Source organism: Allokutzneria albata (assembly GCF_900103775.1).
Taxonomy (GTDB): Bacteria; Actinomycetota; Actinomycetes; order Mycobacteriales; family Pseudonocardiaceae; genus Allokutzneria; species Allokutzneria albata.
In genome coordinates this window covers 7,168,294-7,182,925 of the sequence record NZ_LT629701.1, presented here as the reverse complement: position 1 = coordinate 7,182,925, position 14,632 = coordinate 7,168,294, and the positions used below count along the sequence as shown (strand labels likewise).

The window sequence follows — 14,632 nt, the reverse complement described above, 5'->3', positions numbered from 1 at the left end:
GAGATGTAATAGACTTTTTTGTCGTGCAGGTGCGCAAACTCGCCGTCCCGGACGCCTTCGAGTTCACTCCCCGTTCTTTTCCCGATTCCCGGGGACTGTTCGTCGCCCCGTTCCAGGAGGCGGCGCTGATCGAGGCGACCGGTCACCCCATGCGGCTGGCGCAGACCAACCACAGCGTCTCCCGGCGCGGGGCGATCCGCGGCCTGCACTTCGCCGACACCCCGCCCGGCCAGGCCAAGTACGTCTACTGCCCGCGCGGCGCGCTGATCGACGTCGTCGTCGACCTGCGGGTGGGCTCGCCGACCTTCGGCACTTTCGACGCCGCCCGGCTGGACTCCACCGACTTCCGCGCGGTGTACATCGCCGAGGGCATCGGCCACGCCTTCGTCGCGCTGGAGGAGGACACGGTGATGGCCTACCTGTGCTCCACGCCGTACAACCCGGCGGCCGAGCACGCGGTCAACCCGTTGGACCCGATGCTCGGCATCCCGTGGGAGTCCTACCTCGACGGCGCCGAGCCGATCCTGTCCGACAAGGACCGCAACGCCCCGTCGCTCGCCGAGGCCATCGCGTCCGACCTGCTGCCGAAGTACGAGGCCTGCCAGGCCCACTACGCCTCGCTTCGCTCCGTCCTGGTCTAGCGGATCCGTCCGGGACGCGGTGCGATCCGCCAGCGGAGCACGCCCAGCACCTCGGCCGGCCCCAGCTGTCGCGAGTCCGTCGAGCCGAAACCGTTGTCCCCCAACACCCACCAGCCGTCGTCCTGCCTGCGCACGGCCCGTTTCACCGAGAGCTGCCCCGGCCGGTCCGCCCAGCGCACGAGCACCACGTCCCCGGGTCGCGGGTGCCCGCCCATGCGCACCAGCGCGGTGTCCCCGTCGTGGAGCGCGGGCACCATCGACGGCCCGTGCACTCTCACCCAGCGGACTCTTCGCACCGTGATCACCTCCCCGACTGCCGGTTGTACCGGCGCGGAGTAGGGTCGCGCACGTCGGAGCATCCACTGTCAGGGAGGAAAGATGCGACTGCTGTCGCGCATCCTCGGCCCTCGTCTGGAGGTCACCGCCCACTGCGATCTGCCGTGCGGCGTGTACGACCCGGCCCAGGCCAGGATCGAGGCCGAGTCGGTGAAGGCCATCCAGGAGAAGTACCAGTCCAACGAGGACCCCGAGTTCCGCCAGCGCGCCATCGAGATCAAGGAGCAGCGCTGCGAACTGGTCAAGCACCACCTGTGGGTGCTGTGGACCGACTACTTCAAGCCGCCGCACTTCGAGAAGTACCCGGAGCTGCACGAGCTGTTCAACAAGGCCACCAAGGCCGCGGGCGCCGCCGGCGCCAAGGGCTCCACCGACCCGAAGACCGGTCAGGACCTGCTCGACCTGATCGCCCAGATCGACAAGATCTTCTGGGAGACCAAGGCCGCCGCCTGACCTTCCACTGAGAACGACGCTGACCAGCGAGAACCCTCTCGTCGGTCAGCGTCGTTTTTGTCCTTGGCCCTGCGGAGCACGGACGTGGAGTCGACAGCAGGGGCGTTGCCGGCGTACGCGCGCGAGCAAACCGACCGGGGGAAGTGCGCCTGCGGCGAGGCGGCGTTCTTCGGCTTCGCGAATGGCGTTGAGGACCTGGGGGACGCGGGTGACCGGCTCCGTCCAGGCACCACCGCGGCCGTCGAGCAAGCGCCACAGCATGGCTGTGTCCACTGTGGTCAGATCGGAGCCTGCGCGGCCGAGTGCGGCGAGCATTTCGGCGCCTTGGTGGAGGGAGTCGTGGCCTGCGACCCAGGCTTCGAGCAGGTCACCGGAGGGAGTCTCGGCGTCGAGCACTCCGGCGGCGACCAGCACGGCGCAAGTGTCGTAGAGGAAGTCGACGGCCGCGCGGTCCACCCGCTCCCAGGCGAACTCCTCGATGATGATCTGCCCGTTCGGGGCGAGCAGCGAGCCGGTGTGGGCCAGGATGCCGTCCAGGTCCTCGGCGTGGTGCAGGGATCGGGTGAACAGCACGACGTCGTATTCGCCGGAGACCTCGTGGACGTCGGCCTGGATGACGGTCACGCCGCGTTCGCCGGCAGCAGTCGCCATCTCAGCGCTGCGGTCCACGCCGACGACCGCATATCCCAGATCGACCAGGGCGGCGGCCAGCGCACCGCGACCGCAGCCGACCTCCAGGACACGAGCCGGGGGCGGAGGCAGCAGCGGCACCAGATGAGCGAGGGTGTGGGGCACGGCAACCGTGGTCAGATCCATTCGGGCAACCCTAGGTCGCGGCTACGGGGTGAACGATCTGTTATCGCGGCCGCGAACTCGTGTTCGGCACACCCCCAGCACGACTCGCAATCCCCAAGTGAGAATGGGCTGGTGCAAGACGAGGTGAGAGAGGCTGCGGGGATCTGGGCTCGGGCGAAGGCGCACCGTGACCAGAGCCCGGAGGACACGGTCGAGCAGACCACGCCGGGCATCCTGAGGCGGCTCAGCCTCGAAGGCGCGGAGCTGTTCCTGGCGAGGCAGGACGGCCGGGCGGTCGGCTTCGCGCTGGTGGCGCCGCGACCGCAGACGCTGGAGGTCTTCTACCTCGCGGTGGATCCGGAGGCTTGGGGCAGCGGCGTGGGAACGCGCCTCCTCCGCGAGGTCGACGAGCACGCGCGCACGATCGGCCGCGACACGTTGGAGCTGTGGGTGATCGCCGACAACGACCGCGCGATCGGTGTGTACGAGCGAGCGGGTTGGGTCGCGACGGACGAGGTGCAGGTGGACGCGGGGCGGCTCGAACGGCGGTTCCTCCGGCACCTCCGTTAGCGAAATTTCGATCGAGAATGCCACAGTGGCGGCGTGATCGATGAGCTGCGCGAACGCTGCGCCGGGTTGGCGTTCGCCCCGCTGCCGGAGCTGACAGGTCCCGAAGGTGCACCGGCCGGGGACACCTGGTTCACAGCGGTCGAGATGCGCGAGCGCGTCGCGGAACTCCTTGCGGCCCAAGACGAATCCGTCCCGCCGGGTCCGCGTGCGATGGAAGCGCTGCGAATCCTGCTCCGCGAGCTGATCTTCTGCACGGCTGCCTCGGTCTACCTCTTCGAAGCGGCCCCGCGCGTCGCCCCCGACCGCTACTGGTTTCACTACGACGGCACGGTGAGCCGCAGGCGCCTGGTGGTCGCGGAGATCACCGACGACGACCGTGACCTGGCGCAGGGCTTCGTCACCACGGTGACGCCGCTGGTCACGGAGGTGTGCGCGCGATCGCGGGTGGGCGCGCGCACGCTGTGGAGCTACGTGATCGACATGATCCATTTCGGCATGCTCAACGTGGCGAGGCAGCTGGGGCAGAACCGTCACGCGGCGTGGGACCGGGCGGCGGAGCTGGCCGAGGAGCTGTACGCGGCGGGCATCCCGCGCCGGTCGCGGCCTGTGCTGGCGAACTACGGGGGCTCCGATGACGAGTCGTGGGGCGTGCGAGGCGCGTGCTGCCTGGACTTCACGGACGGCGTGCAGAGCATGTGCCTGACCTGTCCGCTGCTCGACGACGAGGCGCGCGGCGAGCTGTGGGCAGTGTCGAAGCTGCGCAAGCCGCTGGACATTAGGCAAGCCTAAGAAATACCGTCACGCCGTGTTTCGCGACCTGGACCGGCAACTACCGGTGCTCGGCGGCGGCGTGAGCCGGCGCGGCCTGCTCACCGCGGCGGGCCTGCTGACTGTCTCAGGCTGTTCGCTCGGCCGCCGCAGCAAGGGCGACAAGCCGACGCGTGCGGTCTCGCACTCGCTCGGCACCAGCACCGTCCCGGTCAGCCCGGAGCGCGTGGTGTCGCTGGACAGCAACGGCGGACTCCAGGTCAGCCTCGAACTCGGTGTTCCCCTCGTCGCCTCGGAGACCCTGCAGGGCGGTCAGCCGCTGCCGCCGTACGTGCCTGCGCCGGCCGCCGGGTTCACCGCGCTGGGCTTCAACCAGCTCAACCTGGAGCAGCTCGCCGGACTCCGGCCGGACATGATCATCGGGAACATCCAGCGGCTCAAGGACAACTACGCGAAGCTCGCGGGCATCGCGCCGACTGTCGCCTACGAGAACGCGGGCAGCGGTGTGGGCTGGCAGCAGTCCGTCCGCACGATCGGCGATCTCCTCGGCGCCCGCACGGAGATCGACCGCAGGCTCGCGGCGTACACCGAGCGCGTGGCGGCGACGTCCGCGAAGCACCGCGAACTGCTGGCCAAGCACTCCGTCGCGCTGTTGCGGTTCACCAGCAACGAACTTCGCATCGTGCGCGGACCGATCTTCGGCTCGTCGATCCTCGCCGACGTCGGCGCACTCCGACCGGCCTCCACTGATCGCTCCTCCCCGAGCGCGACCTACGTGACGTTGAGCGAGGAGAACGTGGGCGTGCTCGCGGACTCCGACGTCCTGCTGTACTTCGTCGGCGGCGGTGGCCTGGTGGACAAGGCGTCGAGCACCTTCGACAAGTACACCAAGGGCGGCCTCTGGCAGCAGCTGCCCGCGGTGCGCGCCGGACGCGTCATCGAGCTGGACCCGGTCGCCTGGTGGGACGGCTACTCGGTTTCGGCCGCGCAGACCTGCCTCGACCAGCTCGACAAGGCGCTCGGCTCGATCTCTTGAAAGACTCGGCGCATGCCGAACGGACACGTGTACGTGCTGCGGCACGGGGAGACTGAGTGGTCGGCGACCGGCCAGCACACCGGTCGCACCGACATTCCGCTTACCAGCGAAGGAAAACAGCAGGCAGTCGCGGCGGGTCGGGTGTTGGCCCGGCTGCGCGGCACGGACAAACCGGCCCTGCTGTTGTCGAGCCCGCGCGAGCGCGCGACGCGAACGGCCGAGCTGGCCGGTCTTGGCGCTCCCGACGATGTGACCGAGGACCTCGCGGAGTGGGACTACGGCGACTACGAGGGCCTGACCACGGCGCAGATCCGCGAGAGCGTCCCGGACTGGACAGTGTGGACGCACCCGTGCCCCAACGGTGAGACCGCCGAATCCGTGACCGCGCGCGCCGACAAGGTGCTGACGAAGATCCAGCCGGCGCTCGCGACCGGCGACGTGGTCCTGATCGGCCACGGCCACTTCAGCCGCGTGCTGGTGGCCAGGTGGGTGGGGCTGCGCGCGGAGGCGGGAGTCGGCTTCGCGATGGGCACCGCGGGGGTCGCCACGCTCGGCTTCGAACGCGGGGTGCCCCAGATCGTCCACCTCAACCTGCCACCCGTCTGACGAGAGGAACCCATGCCAGTCCGTCGCATTCAACCGTCCGATGTGGACGAAGTGGTCCGACTCGTGCACGCCCTCGCCGAGTACGAGCGGGCGCCGCAGGAGTGCCACCTGACCTCCGAACAGCTGCACGTGTCGCTGTTCGGCACCGCGCCCGCGCTCTTCGGCCACGTCGCCGAGGTGGACGGCCAGGTCGTCGGCTACTGCCTGTGGTTCCTGAGCTACTCGACCTGGCGCGGCACGCACGGCATCTACATGGAGGACCTCTACGTCGACCCGGCGCAACGCGGCTCCGGCCTGGGCAAGGCGCTGATGGTGGAGCTGGCGAAGGAGTGCGTCGACAAGGGCTACCAACGCCTGGAGTGGTCGGTGCTGAAGTGGAACACCCCGGCGATCGACTTCTACAAGTCCATCGGGGCCGCGCCGCTGGACGAGTGGGAGATGCACCGCCTCACCGACAGCGCGCTCGCCGACTTCGCCGCCAGGGGCTAGGGCATGCCGACGCCGATCATCCTGGACTGCGATCCCGGCCACGACGACGCGCTGGCGATCCTGCTGGCCGCGGCCGACCCGGCGATCGACCTGCTCGCGATCACCACGGTCGCCGGGAACCAGACCCTCGACAGGACGACGCTGAACACGCGGCGGATCTGCTCGGCCGCCGGGATCACCGACGTGCCGATCGCTGCCGGACGCGCGGAACCGCTGGGCGGCAACGCGTCCGCGGTCGGAGCCGAGATCGGCGGCGTCGAGGTCCACGGGGAGTCCGGTTTGGACGGTCCGAGCTTCGGGCCGCCGACCGTCGAACTGTCCGCAATGGACGCGATTGCGCTGATGCGCGAGATCCTGTTGTCCCATAAGGAGCCCGTCACGCTCGTCCCCACTGGACCGCTCACCAACATCGCGGTCCTGCTGCGTGATCACCCGGAGGTCCTGCCGCACATCGCGCGGATCGTCCTGATGGGCGGGGCGACGGGGCTGGGCAACGTCACCCCCGCCGCAGAGTTCAACATCTACTGCGACCCGGAGGCGGCCGAGCTGGTCTTCACTTCCGGCCTGCCCATCACCATGTGCGGCCTGGACATCACCCACCAGGCTCTGGCCACGCAGGAGGTCTGCGACCGCATCGCCGCCATCGGCACCCCGTTGGCGACGCTCTGCGTGGAGCTGCTGACGTTCTTCGCCTCGACCTACAAGGCGATCTGGGGCTTCCCAGCGCCGCCCCTGCACGACCCGGTCGCCATCGCACGGCTGATCGATCCCGCCTTGGTCACCACCGTCCCGGCCGCCGTCGCGATCGAGCTGACCGGGGAGCACACCAGGGGCGCGACGGTGGTCGACTTTCACGGGGTCACCGGCCGCCCGGTCAACGCCGAGGTCGCCACCACCCTCGACGTCCCCGGTTTCTGGGACCTCATCACCTCGGCCGTGGCCACCCTGTCCTGACAGCCGCGGGCGGGCCGGATGACGGCCCGCCCGCGGTTGTTCTAAGGCGTGTTCCTGCGGCGCCTCGAGGCGTCGTCCACATCGATCTCTTCCTTGCGCACCTCCCCGGCGACGTTCTGCTGTTCGGTGACCGTCTCCTTGCTCATCCGGACCCGCTCCACCGGCACGGTTTCCTTGCTCACCACCGGTTTCTCCGCGTGCAGGGTCACCTCCTGCTCCGCTTCGCCGATCCGTTCCGCGCCCCGCGCGGCACCGTCGGCGATCGGCTCCCGTTCGAGCCGGACCTCCTCGTGCCGCACCGGGACCGACACCTGCTGCTGCTCGGTCACGACGTGCTTGCGCAACCGGACCTTGCCGGTCTCCACCTGCTCGGTGCCCACCCGCAGCCGCTCCTCGGAGCGCGTCATCTCGGTCGCGTTGTCGCGCGTGTCCGCGGCCCCTCCGCGCGCGGGGCGTTGCGTGCCGCGCTCGCCCTGCCGCTGGCCGGGCAACGCCGCGTACTCGATGCCGTAGTAGCTGTAGAGCTGCTGCTCCTCCGCCCGCGACATGTGGCCGCCGTCGGCGTCCATCCTCGGCGCGCCCTTGACCTGGTCCTTGCTGACGTGGACGTGCACCTCGTCGCCGTTGACGTTGGCCTGGTTGAGCGGGACGAAGCTCTCCTTCATGCCGAACAGGCCGGTGCGCACCGTGACCCACACGGGCTGGCCCGTCTGGTCGTCCAGGTAGACCTGACCGACCTTGCCGATCTTCTCGCCGTGCCGGTCGTAGACCTCGTCGCCGAACAACTGCTGGACCATTTCCTGAGTGATCACCGCGTCCACCTCTCTGCTCGTCGGGCTGACTGAGCAGGGCTCGGCGCGACCCCTGATCGACATGCCGGTCGTGTCCGCGATCCACCGATGCGAGCTACCGCGGCACCACGGACGTGCGACCCGGGGACTACACCCCGTCAGCGCTGTCACGGCCGTCCCAGTGCGCGCGCATGGCCTCCACGAGCACGGTGATCGCGGGACGCCTGCTGGCCTGCGCCCGCCACACCGCGAACAACCTGCGCGTCGGCGTCGGGCGCAGCGGGCGCACGACGATCCCGTCCGGCAGCTCGCCCCGCCCGAGCCTCGGCAGCAGCCCCACGCCGAGTCCGGCGGCGATCAACGCCTTCTGCGTCTGGTACTCGACCACCTGGTGGGCGACGTCCGGTTCGACCTGCGCGTCCCGCAGCGTGCGGACCAGCCAGTCGTGGCAGATCGCCCCGGGCTGCTGGCAGATCCACCGCTGGTGAGCGAGATCCTCCGGCACCAGCACGTCGCGCTCGGCGAGCGGATGTCCTTGCGGCAGAAGGACATCCGCGGCGTCCTCGCCGATCCGGGCCCGCGACAGCCCGTCCGGGACCGCGAGCGGGGTGTTCTGCCAGTCGTGCACCACCGCGAGGTCGATGTCCCCGCGCGCCACCACCTCCACCGCCTGCGGCGGGTCGACCTCGGTCAGCCGCACGTCCAGCGCGGGGTACCGCTCCGCGAGATCGGCCAGCACCAAGGGCATCAGACCCCGCGCGGCGGTGGCGAACGCAGCGAGGGAGAACCTGCCGACGGGCGTTCCTCGTTGCGCTTCAAGGGTGATCTCGGCCTGCTCGACCAAGCCGAGCACCTGCCCGGCGGTCTCCGCCAGCAGCAGTGCCGCGTCGGTCAGCACGATGCCCCGGCCTCGCCGCTCCAGCAGCGTCGTCCTCGTCTCCCGCTCCAGCTTCGCCAGTTGCTGGGACACCGCCGACGGCGTGTAGCCGAGCGCCGAGGCCGCCGCGCCGATCGAACCGTGCTGCGCGACAGCGTGCAGCGCGCGCAGCCGCCCCAGATCCATCATGAAGTGATGCTAAACGAAACCACCAAGGATATTTCGCTAGTGCTTAACTCACGGCTCCACCCAGGCTCGGTCCATGGGTGTCATGAAGCCGAAGCACATCGCGCTGGCCGTGCTCGTCACCGCCGTGTGGGGCGTCAACTTCGTCGTGATCGAGATCGGTCTCGGTGAGTTCCCGCCGCTGCTGTTCTCCGCGCTGCGGTTCCTCGTCGCCGCGATCCCGACGATCCTGTTCGTCGGCTCACCGCGCGTCGCGTGGCGCTGGGTGCTCGGTGTCGGCCTCGTGCTCGGCGTCGCCAAGTTCGGCCTGCTCTTCGTGGGCATGAAGGCCGGGATGCCCGCGGGCCTGTCGTCTCTGGCGGTGCAGAGCCAGGCGCTGTTCACCGCCCTGTTCGCGGCGCTGCTGCTGCGCGAGCGCCCCGGCCGGACGCGACTCGCCGGGATGGCCGTGGCCTTCGCCGGGATCTCGCTCGTCGCGGTCGAGTACGGCACGTCCAGCCCACTCGCGGCGTTCCTGCTGGTGATCGGCTCGGCCGCGTGCTGGGGCCTGTCCAACGTCATCACGCGCAAGGCCCAGCCGCCGGACATGCTCCGCTTCATGGTCTGGGTGAGCGCGGTCCCGATCCTCCCGCTGCTCGGACTGTCCTTGCTGGTGGAAGGCCCTGAAGCGGGAACGGCGGCGCTGGGCGCGCTGAACCTGTCCGGCGTGGGCGCCACCCTCTTCGTCGCGTGGGCGGCGACGCTGTTCGGCTTCGGCGTCTGGGGCTACCTGCTGCGCGAGTACGACGCGACAGCGGTCGCACCGTTCTCGCTCCTGGTGCCCGTCTTCGGGATGAGCTCGGCGGCCCTGTTCCTCGGCGAGGCCGTGACCCCGCTGCGGTGCGTCGCGGCGGTGCTCGTGATCGCCGGGGTCGGCATCACGTCGCTGCCGGGACGGCGTCAGTCGTCGGCGCCCGCGTCGGAGTACTCGCCGATGCCCATCGCCCAGTCCTTCGCAGGCGCGGTGAAGAGCAGGACCAGCGGGGACGCGCAGTAGATCGCCACCAACGCGCCGTAGAGGTACTGGTGCGAGGGGCCGAAGGCGTACCAGGCGACGCCGAGCAGCAGCAGCTGGATCACCACGGCCGGCGTGCGCGCCCAGCGCTTGGACAGCAGCAGCCCGACCGCGGTCGCGACGACACCTGCGGTGAGCACCGCGAAGTACCCGGCCTCGCCGAAGACCTTGCCGGGCTCGGGCGCCCCGGTGAGGGCGCGCACCACGAGCGCGACCACGAACACGACCCCGGCGAGGCCCTGGAGGGCGACGAGCGCACCCGCTGCACGGACGACGGTCGGGGAGGCAACGCGACTGGTCACGAACGGCGATGCTAGTCGGGGTGACGGCGATGACCGGGCTCTCCCCCGGTAGGGCGCGCATCACCCGTTCGAGAGTGAGGTCCGTCAAACCCGAGCGCTCGTGCCGCGCACCTGGTCACGCGCTGTCATACGCTGCTGGGGTGCGTGCCCTTCTCGTGGTCAACCCCCAGGCCACCTCGACCACCCCCGCGGGCCGCGACGTGATCGCCCACGCCCTGGCCAGTGACACCAAGCTGGACCTGGTGGAGACCCAGTACCGGGGCCACGCGGCCGACGCCGCCCGGCAGGCCGTCGCCGACGGCTTCGACCTGGTGGTGGCGCACGGCGGGGACGGCACGGTCAACGAGGTGGTCAACGGCCTGCTCAGCGAGGGCGTGCGCCCGGACGCGCCGATGCTGGGCGTGGTGCCCGGCGGCTCCGCCAACGTCTTCGCGGGCGCGCTCGGCATCCCGCTGGACCCGCTGGAGGCCACGCACCAGCTGCTCAACGCCATCGAGTCCGGCAGCAGCAGGCGGGTCGGGCTCGGCCGCGCCGACGACCGCTGGTTCACCTTCAACGCGGGACTCGGCTACGACGGCGACGTGGTGGCCGGGGTCGAGCAGCGGCGGGTCAAGCGCAAGGAAGCGACCCCGTTCCTCTACGCGAAGGTGGCCATCGCCCGGTACCTGCGGCTGCGCCGCGAGGAGCCGCAGCTGACCGTGCACCTGCCCGGACGGGACCCGATCCCCGGGCAGTACATCGCCCTGGTGTCCAACACCGACCCCTGGACCTACTACGGGACCCGCCCGCTCCGGCTGAATCCGGAGTGTTCGCTCGACTCCGGGCTGGGCGTGTTCGCTCTGAGTGACGTTCGGACACTGACGGTGGTAAAACACCTCGTCCAGGCAACCCGGAGCGCTCCCGACCCTCGTGGTGTACACCTCCTCCGCGAAGACGACATTGAATGGGCGCGCATCACGTGCGAGAATCCGGTAAAGTTGCAGGTTGATGGTGACCTGCTCGGCGAGCGGACCGAGGTGCTCTTCACTTCGGTGCCCGGCGCACTGCAGGTAGCGGTGTAACCCCTTCAGCGGTGGCACGGCGATCGGCACACCATCGCGAGGCAAGATTTTCGAAGGTCCGGTTACGGCCTGAAACCGCAGGTCAGTCCGGTCCCCCCATGTGGTGAGTTCCCTCACCGATTTGGTTCGGACCTCTTGACATCGCCGGAGTTCGTGAAAGCATTCACAAGCACCCACGAACGACACCCCAACCCCCACAACTGGCGCGATAATCGCGCCTGGCGAGGAGCTAGGAACAATGGACTGGCGCCACCGCGCGGCCTGCCGCGACGAAGACCCGGAGACGTTCTTCCCGGTCGGGAACAGTGGGCCTGCGCTGCTGCAGATCGCCGAGGCGAAGGCCGTGTGCCGTCGCTGCCCCGTGATCTCCGACTGCCTGACCTGGGCACTCGAAAGCGGCCAGGACGCCGGCGTCTGGGGCGGAATGAGCGAAGACGAGCGTCGTGCGCTGAAGCGCCGCAACGCTCGCACCCGGGCCCGGAGCGGTGCCTGATTGCAGGCTGCACACCCCCACATATATTTCTGAGGGCCGACACCACGTCCACAATGGTGTCGGCCCTCAGTTATGTCCGGAGCAATCTCCGCTTCCGCGGAAATTACGTGTGCATTCACGTATACGACTAACGTCGCCGCTTCAGCGGTACCCGAAGCACGGCCTCGGTGCCCGGCGCCGAGGTGCGCCTGCGCAGGCTGAGCGAGCCGCGCAGCTCCGACTCCACCAGGGTCCGCACGATCTGCAGGCCCAGTGACTTGGTCCGTTCCAGCGAGAACCCCGGCGGCAGGCCCCGTCCGTCGTCGTGCACGACCACGTCCAGCCACTTCGACGAACGCTCCGCGGTGACCAGCACGTCGCCCCGCTGACCGGGCTCGAAAGCGTGCTCGAAGGCGTTCTGCACCAGTTCGGTCAGCACCATCACCAGCGGCGTCGCCAGCTCGGCCGGAACGACGCCGAACTTGCCCTCGCGGCGCACGGCGACCCGGGTTTCCGTGGTCGCGACGTCGCTCATCATCGGGATCACCTGGTCGACGACGTCGTCCAGGCTGACCCGCTCGTCGGCGGACATGGACAGCGTCTCATGCACCAGCGCGATCGAGGTCACCCGGCGCACGGACTCCTCGAGGACCTGGCGGGCCTCGTCGTTCCCGGTCCGGCGGGCCTGCAGGCGCAGCAACGCGGCGACGGTCTGCAGGTTGTTCTTCACGCGGTGGTGGATTTCCCGGATCGTGGCGTCCTTGGACATCAACGCGCGGTCCCGGCGCCGCACCTCGGTGATGTCGCGGACCAGCACGAGCGCCCCCGCCGACTGGCCGCGCGGGCGCAGCGGCAGCGCGCGGAAGAGCACCATGGCGCCGCGCGCCTCGGCCTCCACCCGCATGCTCGGCTTGCCGTCGAGCGCCGAGCGGACGCGCTGCACGACCTCGGTCGCGTCGAACGGGTCGGAGATCAGCGAGCGCGTGAGCGGGGCCAGGTGCACCCCGACAAGATCCGACGCGTGGCCCATGCGGTGGTAGGCCGACAGGGCGTTGGGACTGGCGAACACGACCGCACCCGATGGGTCGAGGCGGATGAACCCGTCGCCGACGCGCGGGCTGGTGTGCGCGCCGGGAGTCGGCTCGGGCGCGGGGAAGGTGCCGTCGGCGATCATCTGGCACAGGTCGGCGGCGCTGCCGAGGTAGGCGATCTCCAGCGGGCTGGGCACGCGGGGAACGGCCAGGTTGATGTCCCGGCTCAGCACGGCGACGCAGGACCGGTCGATCAGCACCGGGATGGTCTCGCGGCGCACCGGCACGCCGAGGTGCCAGCGCGGGTCCTCCTCGCGGCAGATCCGCCCCTCGGCCATGGCCCTGCGCAGCTGCGGGTGCTCCGCCGCGGTGACCACCGTGCCCACCATGTCCTCGGGGTGCGCCGTGGGCGCCGTGGTGGGCCGGGCCTGGGCCACGCACAGGAAGCGCTCTTCGCCGTTACTCCCCTCGGCTTCCGCTGTGTCTTCCACGGGAACCCACATGAGGAAGTCGGCGAAGGAGAGGTCGGACAGCAGCTGCCACTCCGCCACGACGAGCTGGAGGTGGTCGACCGCGGTACCGGGCAGCCGCGTGTGCTCGGCGAGCAGTTCACTGAGGGTGGACACACCCCATTGTCACCCGCCGCCAAGCACCGCGTGGCCCGATTCCACCCCGGGTCGGGCGTTCCTAGTCGATGACGGCGACCAGGTCGCCTTCCTGGACCACGTCCCCCTCGGCGACCTTGATGGTCACCACACCGTCGGACTCGGCGACGACCGGGATCTCCATCTTCATGGACTCCAGGATCACCAGGGTGTCGCCGTCCTCCACGGTGTCGCCGTCGGAGACGACCACCTTCCAGACGTTGGCGACCATCTCGGCGTGGATCTCCTCGGCCATCCCATGTCCTCCTTGACGCTGATGAACCGCCGCAATCCAATCACGAACGAGGCCACGCGGGGGTCCGGGTTTCCGACATGTCAGACTTGGAGCCGGTAAGGCGACGGCTGGAGGCACAGCCGTTCATCAGCAAATGAGGTGACGCAATGTCGAAGCGGGGACGCAAGAAGCGCGACCGTAAGAAGGGTGGCGCGAACCACGGGAAGCGCCCCAACTCCTGACATCAGGTGTGCGAAGGCCCCGCCGGCGTCAGACGTCGCGGGGCCTTTTCGCGTCGTGCGCCCTACTGCTCCTCGGTGGCCTTCTCGACCTTCTTGTGCCGGATCTCCACCGTGGTGCCCTCGGCGCCGTGCTGCACGATCACGTCCGCCTGTTCCCGGATGCAGGCGCGCAGCCGGTCCTTGAGCGTGTCCGGGGCGTGCTCACCACCGCACTTGCGGGCGAGCAGCGCCTTGATGTGCTCCTCGATGCCGTAGCTCTCCAGGCACGGGTTGCACTCGTTGAGGTGCCGGTGCAGCAGCTCCCGCCGGGTCTTGTCGCACTCCTGGTCCAGGTAGAGCCAGACCTCGGCCAGCACCTCGGAGCAGTCGGTCTCGTGGTCCCCGCAGTTCATGACCCGGTCACCTCGCGCTGACGGCCGCGCAGCAGACCACGCTCCTCGGCCACACCGGTCAGCATCTCGCGCAGTTGGCGACGGCCGCGGTGCAACCGGGACATGACGGTCCCGATCGGCGTACCCATGATGTCCGCGATCTCCTTGTAAGCGAATCCCTCGACGTCGGCGAGGTACACCGCGATCCGGAACTCCTCCGGAAGTCGCTGAAGGGCGTCCTTGACGTCGCTGTCCGGCAGCCGGTCCAGCGCCTCCACCTCGGCCGAGCGCAGGCCCGACGAGGTGTGGCTCTCCGCCTGGGCGAGCTGCCAGTCCTGGATCTCCTCGGTCGGCTGCTGCACCGGCTGGCGCTGCTTCCTGCGGTAACCGTTGATGTAGGTGTTGGTCAGGATGCGGTACAGCCACGCCTTGAGGTTGGTGCCGTCCTTGAACGACGCGAAGGCGCCGTAGGCCTTGAGGAAGGTCTCCTGCACCAGGTCCTCGGCGTCGGCGGGGTTGCGCGTCATCCGCAGCGCGGCGGAGTACAGCTGGTCCAGCAAGGGCATCGCGTCCCGCTCGAAGCGCGCGGCGCGTTGCTCGGCGGACTCCTCAACGACCTGTCCGACCTCGGGCGAGGTGTCGGGCACCTGGCTCCCTTCCAACCACTCCGGCGGGACCTGTCCCATCACCGGCGACGCATACGTCGGCCCCGAGGATA

General features: G+C 69.6%; 21 protein-coding genes. 12 read left to right on the top strand and 9 right to left on the bottom strand.

From position 1 onward, the window contains the following. Positions 1–23 precede the first annotated feature (23 nt). Positions 24–641 carry a dTDP-4-dehydrorhamnose 3,5-epimerase family protein gene (locus BLT28_RS32950; protein ID WP_030426763.1) on the top strand — a complete coding sequence of 206 codons (618 nt, stop codon included), beginning with the start codon at positions 24–26 and terminating at the stop codon, positions 639–641. Here the strand turns inward: BLT28_RS32950 and BLT28_RS32945 are convergent. Beyond that, complete coding sequence (locus BLT28_RS32945) at positions 638–1,000, bottom strand: S26 family signal peptidase (protein ID WP_156050409.1); 363 nt, start codon at positions 998–1,000, stop codon at positions 638–640. The two genes, BLT28_RS32950 and BLT28_RS32945, sit on opposite strands and share 4 nt — an antisense overlap. Positions 1,001–1,019: 19 nt before the next feature. On the opposite strand from BLT28_RS32945, the gene sodN reads away from it, so the two are divergent. Next, positions 1,020–1,430: a superoxide dismutase, Ni gene (sodN, locus tag BLT28_RS32940; RefSeq protein WP_030426765.1), complete on the top strand. Its 411-nt coding sequence runs from the start codon at positions 1,020–1,022 to the stop codon at positions 1,428–1,430. A 45-nt stretch (positions 1,431–1,475) separates the two neighbouring features. Here sodN and BLT28_RS40590 read toward each other — a convergent pair whose 3' ends face one another. Beyond that, positions 1,476–2,246, bottom strand: coding sequence for a class I SAM-dependent methyltransferase (locus tag BLT28_RS40590; RefSeq protein ID WP_052406754.1), 771 nt, complete (start codon positions 2,244–2,246; stop codon positions 1,476–1,478). A gap of 123 nt (positions 2,247–2,369) precedes the next feature. Between BLT28_RS40590 and BLT28_RS40585 the strand changes: the two genes are divergently transcribed. From BLT28_RS40585 to BLT28_RS32910, 6 genes are read left to right on the top strand one after another with little or no spacing between them, the layout of a single operon-like run. Further along, complete coding sequence (locus tag BLT28_RS40585) at positions 2,370–2,795, top strand: GNAT family N-acetyltransferase (RefSeq protein WP_162184780.1); 426 nt, start codon at positions 2,370–2,372, stop codon at positions 2,793–2,795. 33 nt (positions 2,796–2,828) lie between these two features. After that, on the top strand, positions 2,829–3,584 hold the full coding sequence (locus BLT28_RS32930; protein WP_052406756.1) for a hypothetical protein: 756 nt from the start codon (positions 2,829–2,831) through the stop codon (positions 3,582–3,584). A 16-nt stretch (positions 3,585–3,600) separates the two neighbouring features. After that, positions 3,601–4,599, top strand: a complete 999-nt coding sequence (locus BLT28_RS32925; protein ID WP_030426769.1) for an ABC transporter substrate-binding protein — start codon at positions 3,601–3,603, stop codon at positions 4,597–4,599. 12 nt (positions 4,600–4,611) lie between these two features. Then, positions 4,612–5,205, top strand: coding sequence for an acid phosphatase (locus BLT28_RS32920; RefSeq protein ID WP_030426770.1), 594 nt, complete (start codon positions 4,612–4,614; stop codon positions 5,203–5,205). 12 nt (positions 5,206–5,217) lie between these two features. Then, positions 5,218–5,694 carry a GNAT family N-acetyltransferase gene (locus BLT28_RS32915; protein WP_030426771.1) on the top strand — a complete coding sequence of 159 codons (477 nt, stop codon included), beginning with the start codon at positions 5,218–5,220 and terminating at the stop codon, positions 5,692–5,694. Between the two features lie 3 nt (positions 5,695–5,697). After that, positions 5,698–6,648 carry a nucleoside hydrolase gene (locus tag BLT28_RS32910; protein ID WP_030426772.1) on the top strand — a complete coding sequence of 317 codons (951 nt, stop codon included), beginning with the start codon at positions 5,698–5,700 and terminating at the stop codon, positions 6,646–6,648. Positions 6,649–6,689: 41 nt separating this feature from the next. Here the strand turns inward: BLT28_RS32910 and BLT28_RS32905 are convergent, their stop codons facing one another. Further along, positions 6,690–7,445 (bottom strand): DUF2382 domain-containing protein, encoded by a 756-nt coding sequence (locus BLT28_RS32905; protein ID WP_030426773.1) that lies wholly within the window; start codon positions 7,443–7,445, stop codon positions 6,690–6,692. Between the two features lie 142 nt (positions 7,446–7,587). Further along, positions 7,588–8,505: a LysR family transcriptional regulator gene (locus BLT28_RS32900; protein WP_030426774.1), complete on the bottom strand. Its 918-nt coding sequence runs from the start codon at positions 8,503–8,505 to the stop codon at positions 7,588–7,590. 73 nt (positions 8,506–8,578) lie between these two features. Here BLT28_RS32900 and BLT28_RS32895 point away from each other — a divergent pair, with 73 nt between their 5' ends. After that, positions 8,579–9,538 carry an EamA family transporter gene (locus BLT28_RS32895; RefSeq protein WP_231950504.1) on the top strand — a complete coding sequence of 320 codons (960 nt, stop codon included), beginning with the start codon at positions 8,579–8,581 and terminating at the stop codon, positions 9,536–9,538. On the opposite strand, the gene BLT28_RS32890 is transcribed toward BLT28_RS32895, so the two are convergent. Then, positions 9,442–9,858, bottom strand: a complete 417-nt coding sequence (locus BLT28_RS32890; RefSeq protein WP_043810073.1) for a hypothetical protein — start codon at positions 9,856–9,858, stop codon at positions 9,442–9,444. The two genes, BLT28_RS32895 and BLT28_RS32890, sit on opposite strands and share 97 nt — an antisense overlap. 140 nt (positions 9,859–9,998) lie before the next feature. Between BLT28_RS32890 and BLT28_RS32885 the strand changes: the two genes are divergently transcribed. Continuing rightward, positions 9,999–10,919, top strand: coding sequence for a diacylglycerol/lipid kinase family protein (locus tag BLT28_RS32885; protein WP_030426777.1), 921 nt, complete (start codon positions 9,999–10,001; stop codon positions 10,917–10,919). Between the two features lie 238 nt (positions 10,920–11,157). Next, complete coding sequence (locus BLT28_RS32880) at positions 11,158–11,412, top strand: WhiB family transcriptional regulator (protein WP_030426778.1); 255 nt, start codon at positions 11,158–11,160, stop codon at positions 11,410–11,412. 127 nt (positions 11,413–11,539) lie between these two features. Here the strand turns inward: BLT28_RS32880 and BLT28_RS32875 are convergent, their stop codons facing one another. Next, positions 11,540–13,048, bottom strand: coding sequence for a sensor histidine kinase (locus BLT28_RS32875; RefSeq protein WP_030426779.1), 1,509 nt, complete (start codon positions 13,046–13,048; stop codon positions 11,540–11,542). 61 nt (positions 13,049–13,109) lie between these two features. Continuing rightward, entirely contained in the window at positions 13,110–13,322 is a 213-nt protein-coding gene (locus tag BLT28_RS32870; protein ID WP_030426780.1) for a biotin/lipoyl-binding carrier protein, read from the bottom strand. A gap of 146 nt (positions 13,323–13,468) precedes the next feature. Here BLT28_RS32870 and BLT28_RS42940 point away from each other — a divergent pair, with 146 nt between their 5' ends. Then, positions 13,469–13,543, top strand: a complete 75-nt coding sequence (locus BLT28_RS42940) for a 50S ribosomal protein bL37 (RefSeq protein WP_156050472.1) — start codon at positions 13,469–13,471, stop codon at positions 13,541–13,543. A gap of 62 nt (positions 13,544–13,605) precedes the next feature. Here BLT28_RS42940 and rsrA read toward each other — a convergent pair whose 3' ends face one another. After that, the gene (gene rsrA, locus BLT28_RS32865; protein ID WP_030426781.1) at positions 13,606–13,935 is read right to left on the bottom strand and encodes a mycothiol system anti-sigma-R factor; all 330 of its coding nucleotides are present in this window, start codon (positions 13,933–13,935) and stop codon (positions 13,606–13,608) included. Next, positions 13,932–14,600, bottom strand: coding sequence for a sigma-70 family RNA polymerase sigma factor (locus BLT28_RS32860; protein WP_030426782.1), 669 nt, complete (start codon positions 14,598–14,600; stop codon positions 13,932–13,934). Before BLT28_RS32860 ends, rsrA begins: the two co-directional genes overlap by 4 nt. Between the last annotated feature and the right edge of the window lie 32 nt (positions 14,601–14,632).

Bases quoted from the DNA above. Each gene is read 5' to 3' on its own strand.
- BLT28_RS32945 (WP_156050409.1), bottom strand. From the start codon at position 1,000: ATGCTCCGACGTGCGCGACCCTACTCCGCGCCGGTACAACCGGCAGTC.
- sodN (WP_030426765.1), top strand. From the start codon at position 1,020: ATGCGACTGCTGTCGCGCATCCTCGGCCCTCGTCTGGAGGTCACCGCC.
- BLT28_RS40590 (WP_052406754.1), bottom strand. From the start codon at position 2,246: ATGGATCTGACCACGGTTGCCGTGCCCCACACCCTCGCTCATCTGGTG.
- BLT28_RS32920 (WP_030426770.1), top strand. From the start codon at position 4,612: ATGCCGAACGGACACGTGTACGTGCTGCGGCACGGGGAGACTGAGTGG.
- BLT28_RS32915 (WP_030426771.1), top strand. From the start codon at position 5,218: ATGCCAGTCCGTCGCATTCAACCGTCCGATGTGGACGAAGTGGTCCGA.
- BLT28_RS32910 (WP_030426772.1), top strand. From the start codon at position 5,698: ATGCCGACGCCGATCATCCTGGACTGCGATCCCGGCCACGACGACGCG.
- BLT28_RS32905 (WP_030426773.1), bottom strand. From the start codon at position 7,445: ATGGTCCAGCAGTTGTTCGGCGACGAGGTCTACGACCGGCACGGCGAG.
- BLT28_RS32900 (WP_030426774.1), bottom strand. From the start codon at position 8,505: ATGATGGATCTGGGGCGGCTGCGCGCGCTGCACGCTGTCGCGCAGCAC.
- BLT28_RS32895 (WP_231950504.1), top strand. From the start codon at position 8,579: ATGGGTGTCATGAAGCCGAAGCACATCGCGCTGGCCGTGCTCGTCACC.
- BLT28_RS32880 (WP_030426778.1), top strand. From the start codon at position 11,158: ATGGACTGGCGCCACCGCGCGGCCTGCCGCGACGAAGACCCGGAGACG.
- BLT28_RS32870 (WP_030426780.1), bottom strand. From the start codon at position 13,322: ATGGCCGAGGAGATCCACGCCGAGATGGTCGCCAACGTCTGGAAGGTG.
- rsrA (WP_030426781.1), bottom strand. From the start codon at position 13,935: ATGAACTGCGGGGACCACGAGACCGACTGCTCCGAGGTGCTGGCCGAG.
- BLT28_RS32860 (WP_030426782.1), bottom strand. From the start codon at position 14,600: ATGGGACAGGTCCCGCCGGAGTGGTTGGAAGGGAGCCAGGTGCCCGAC.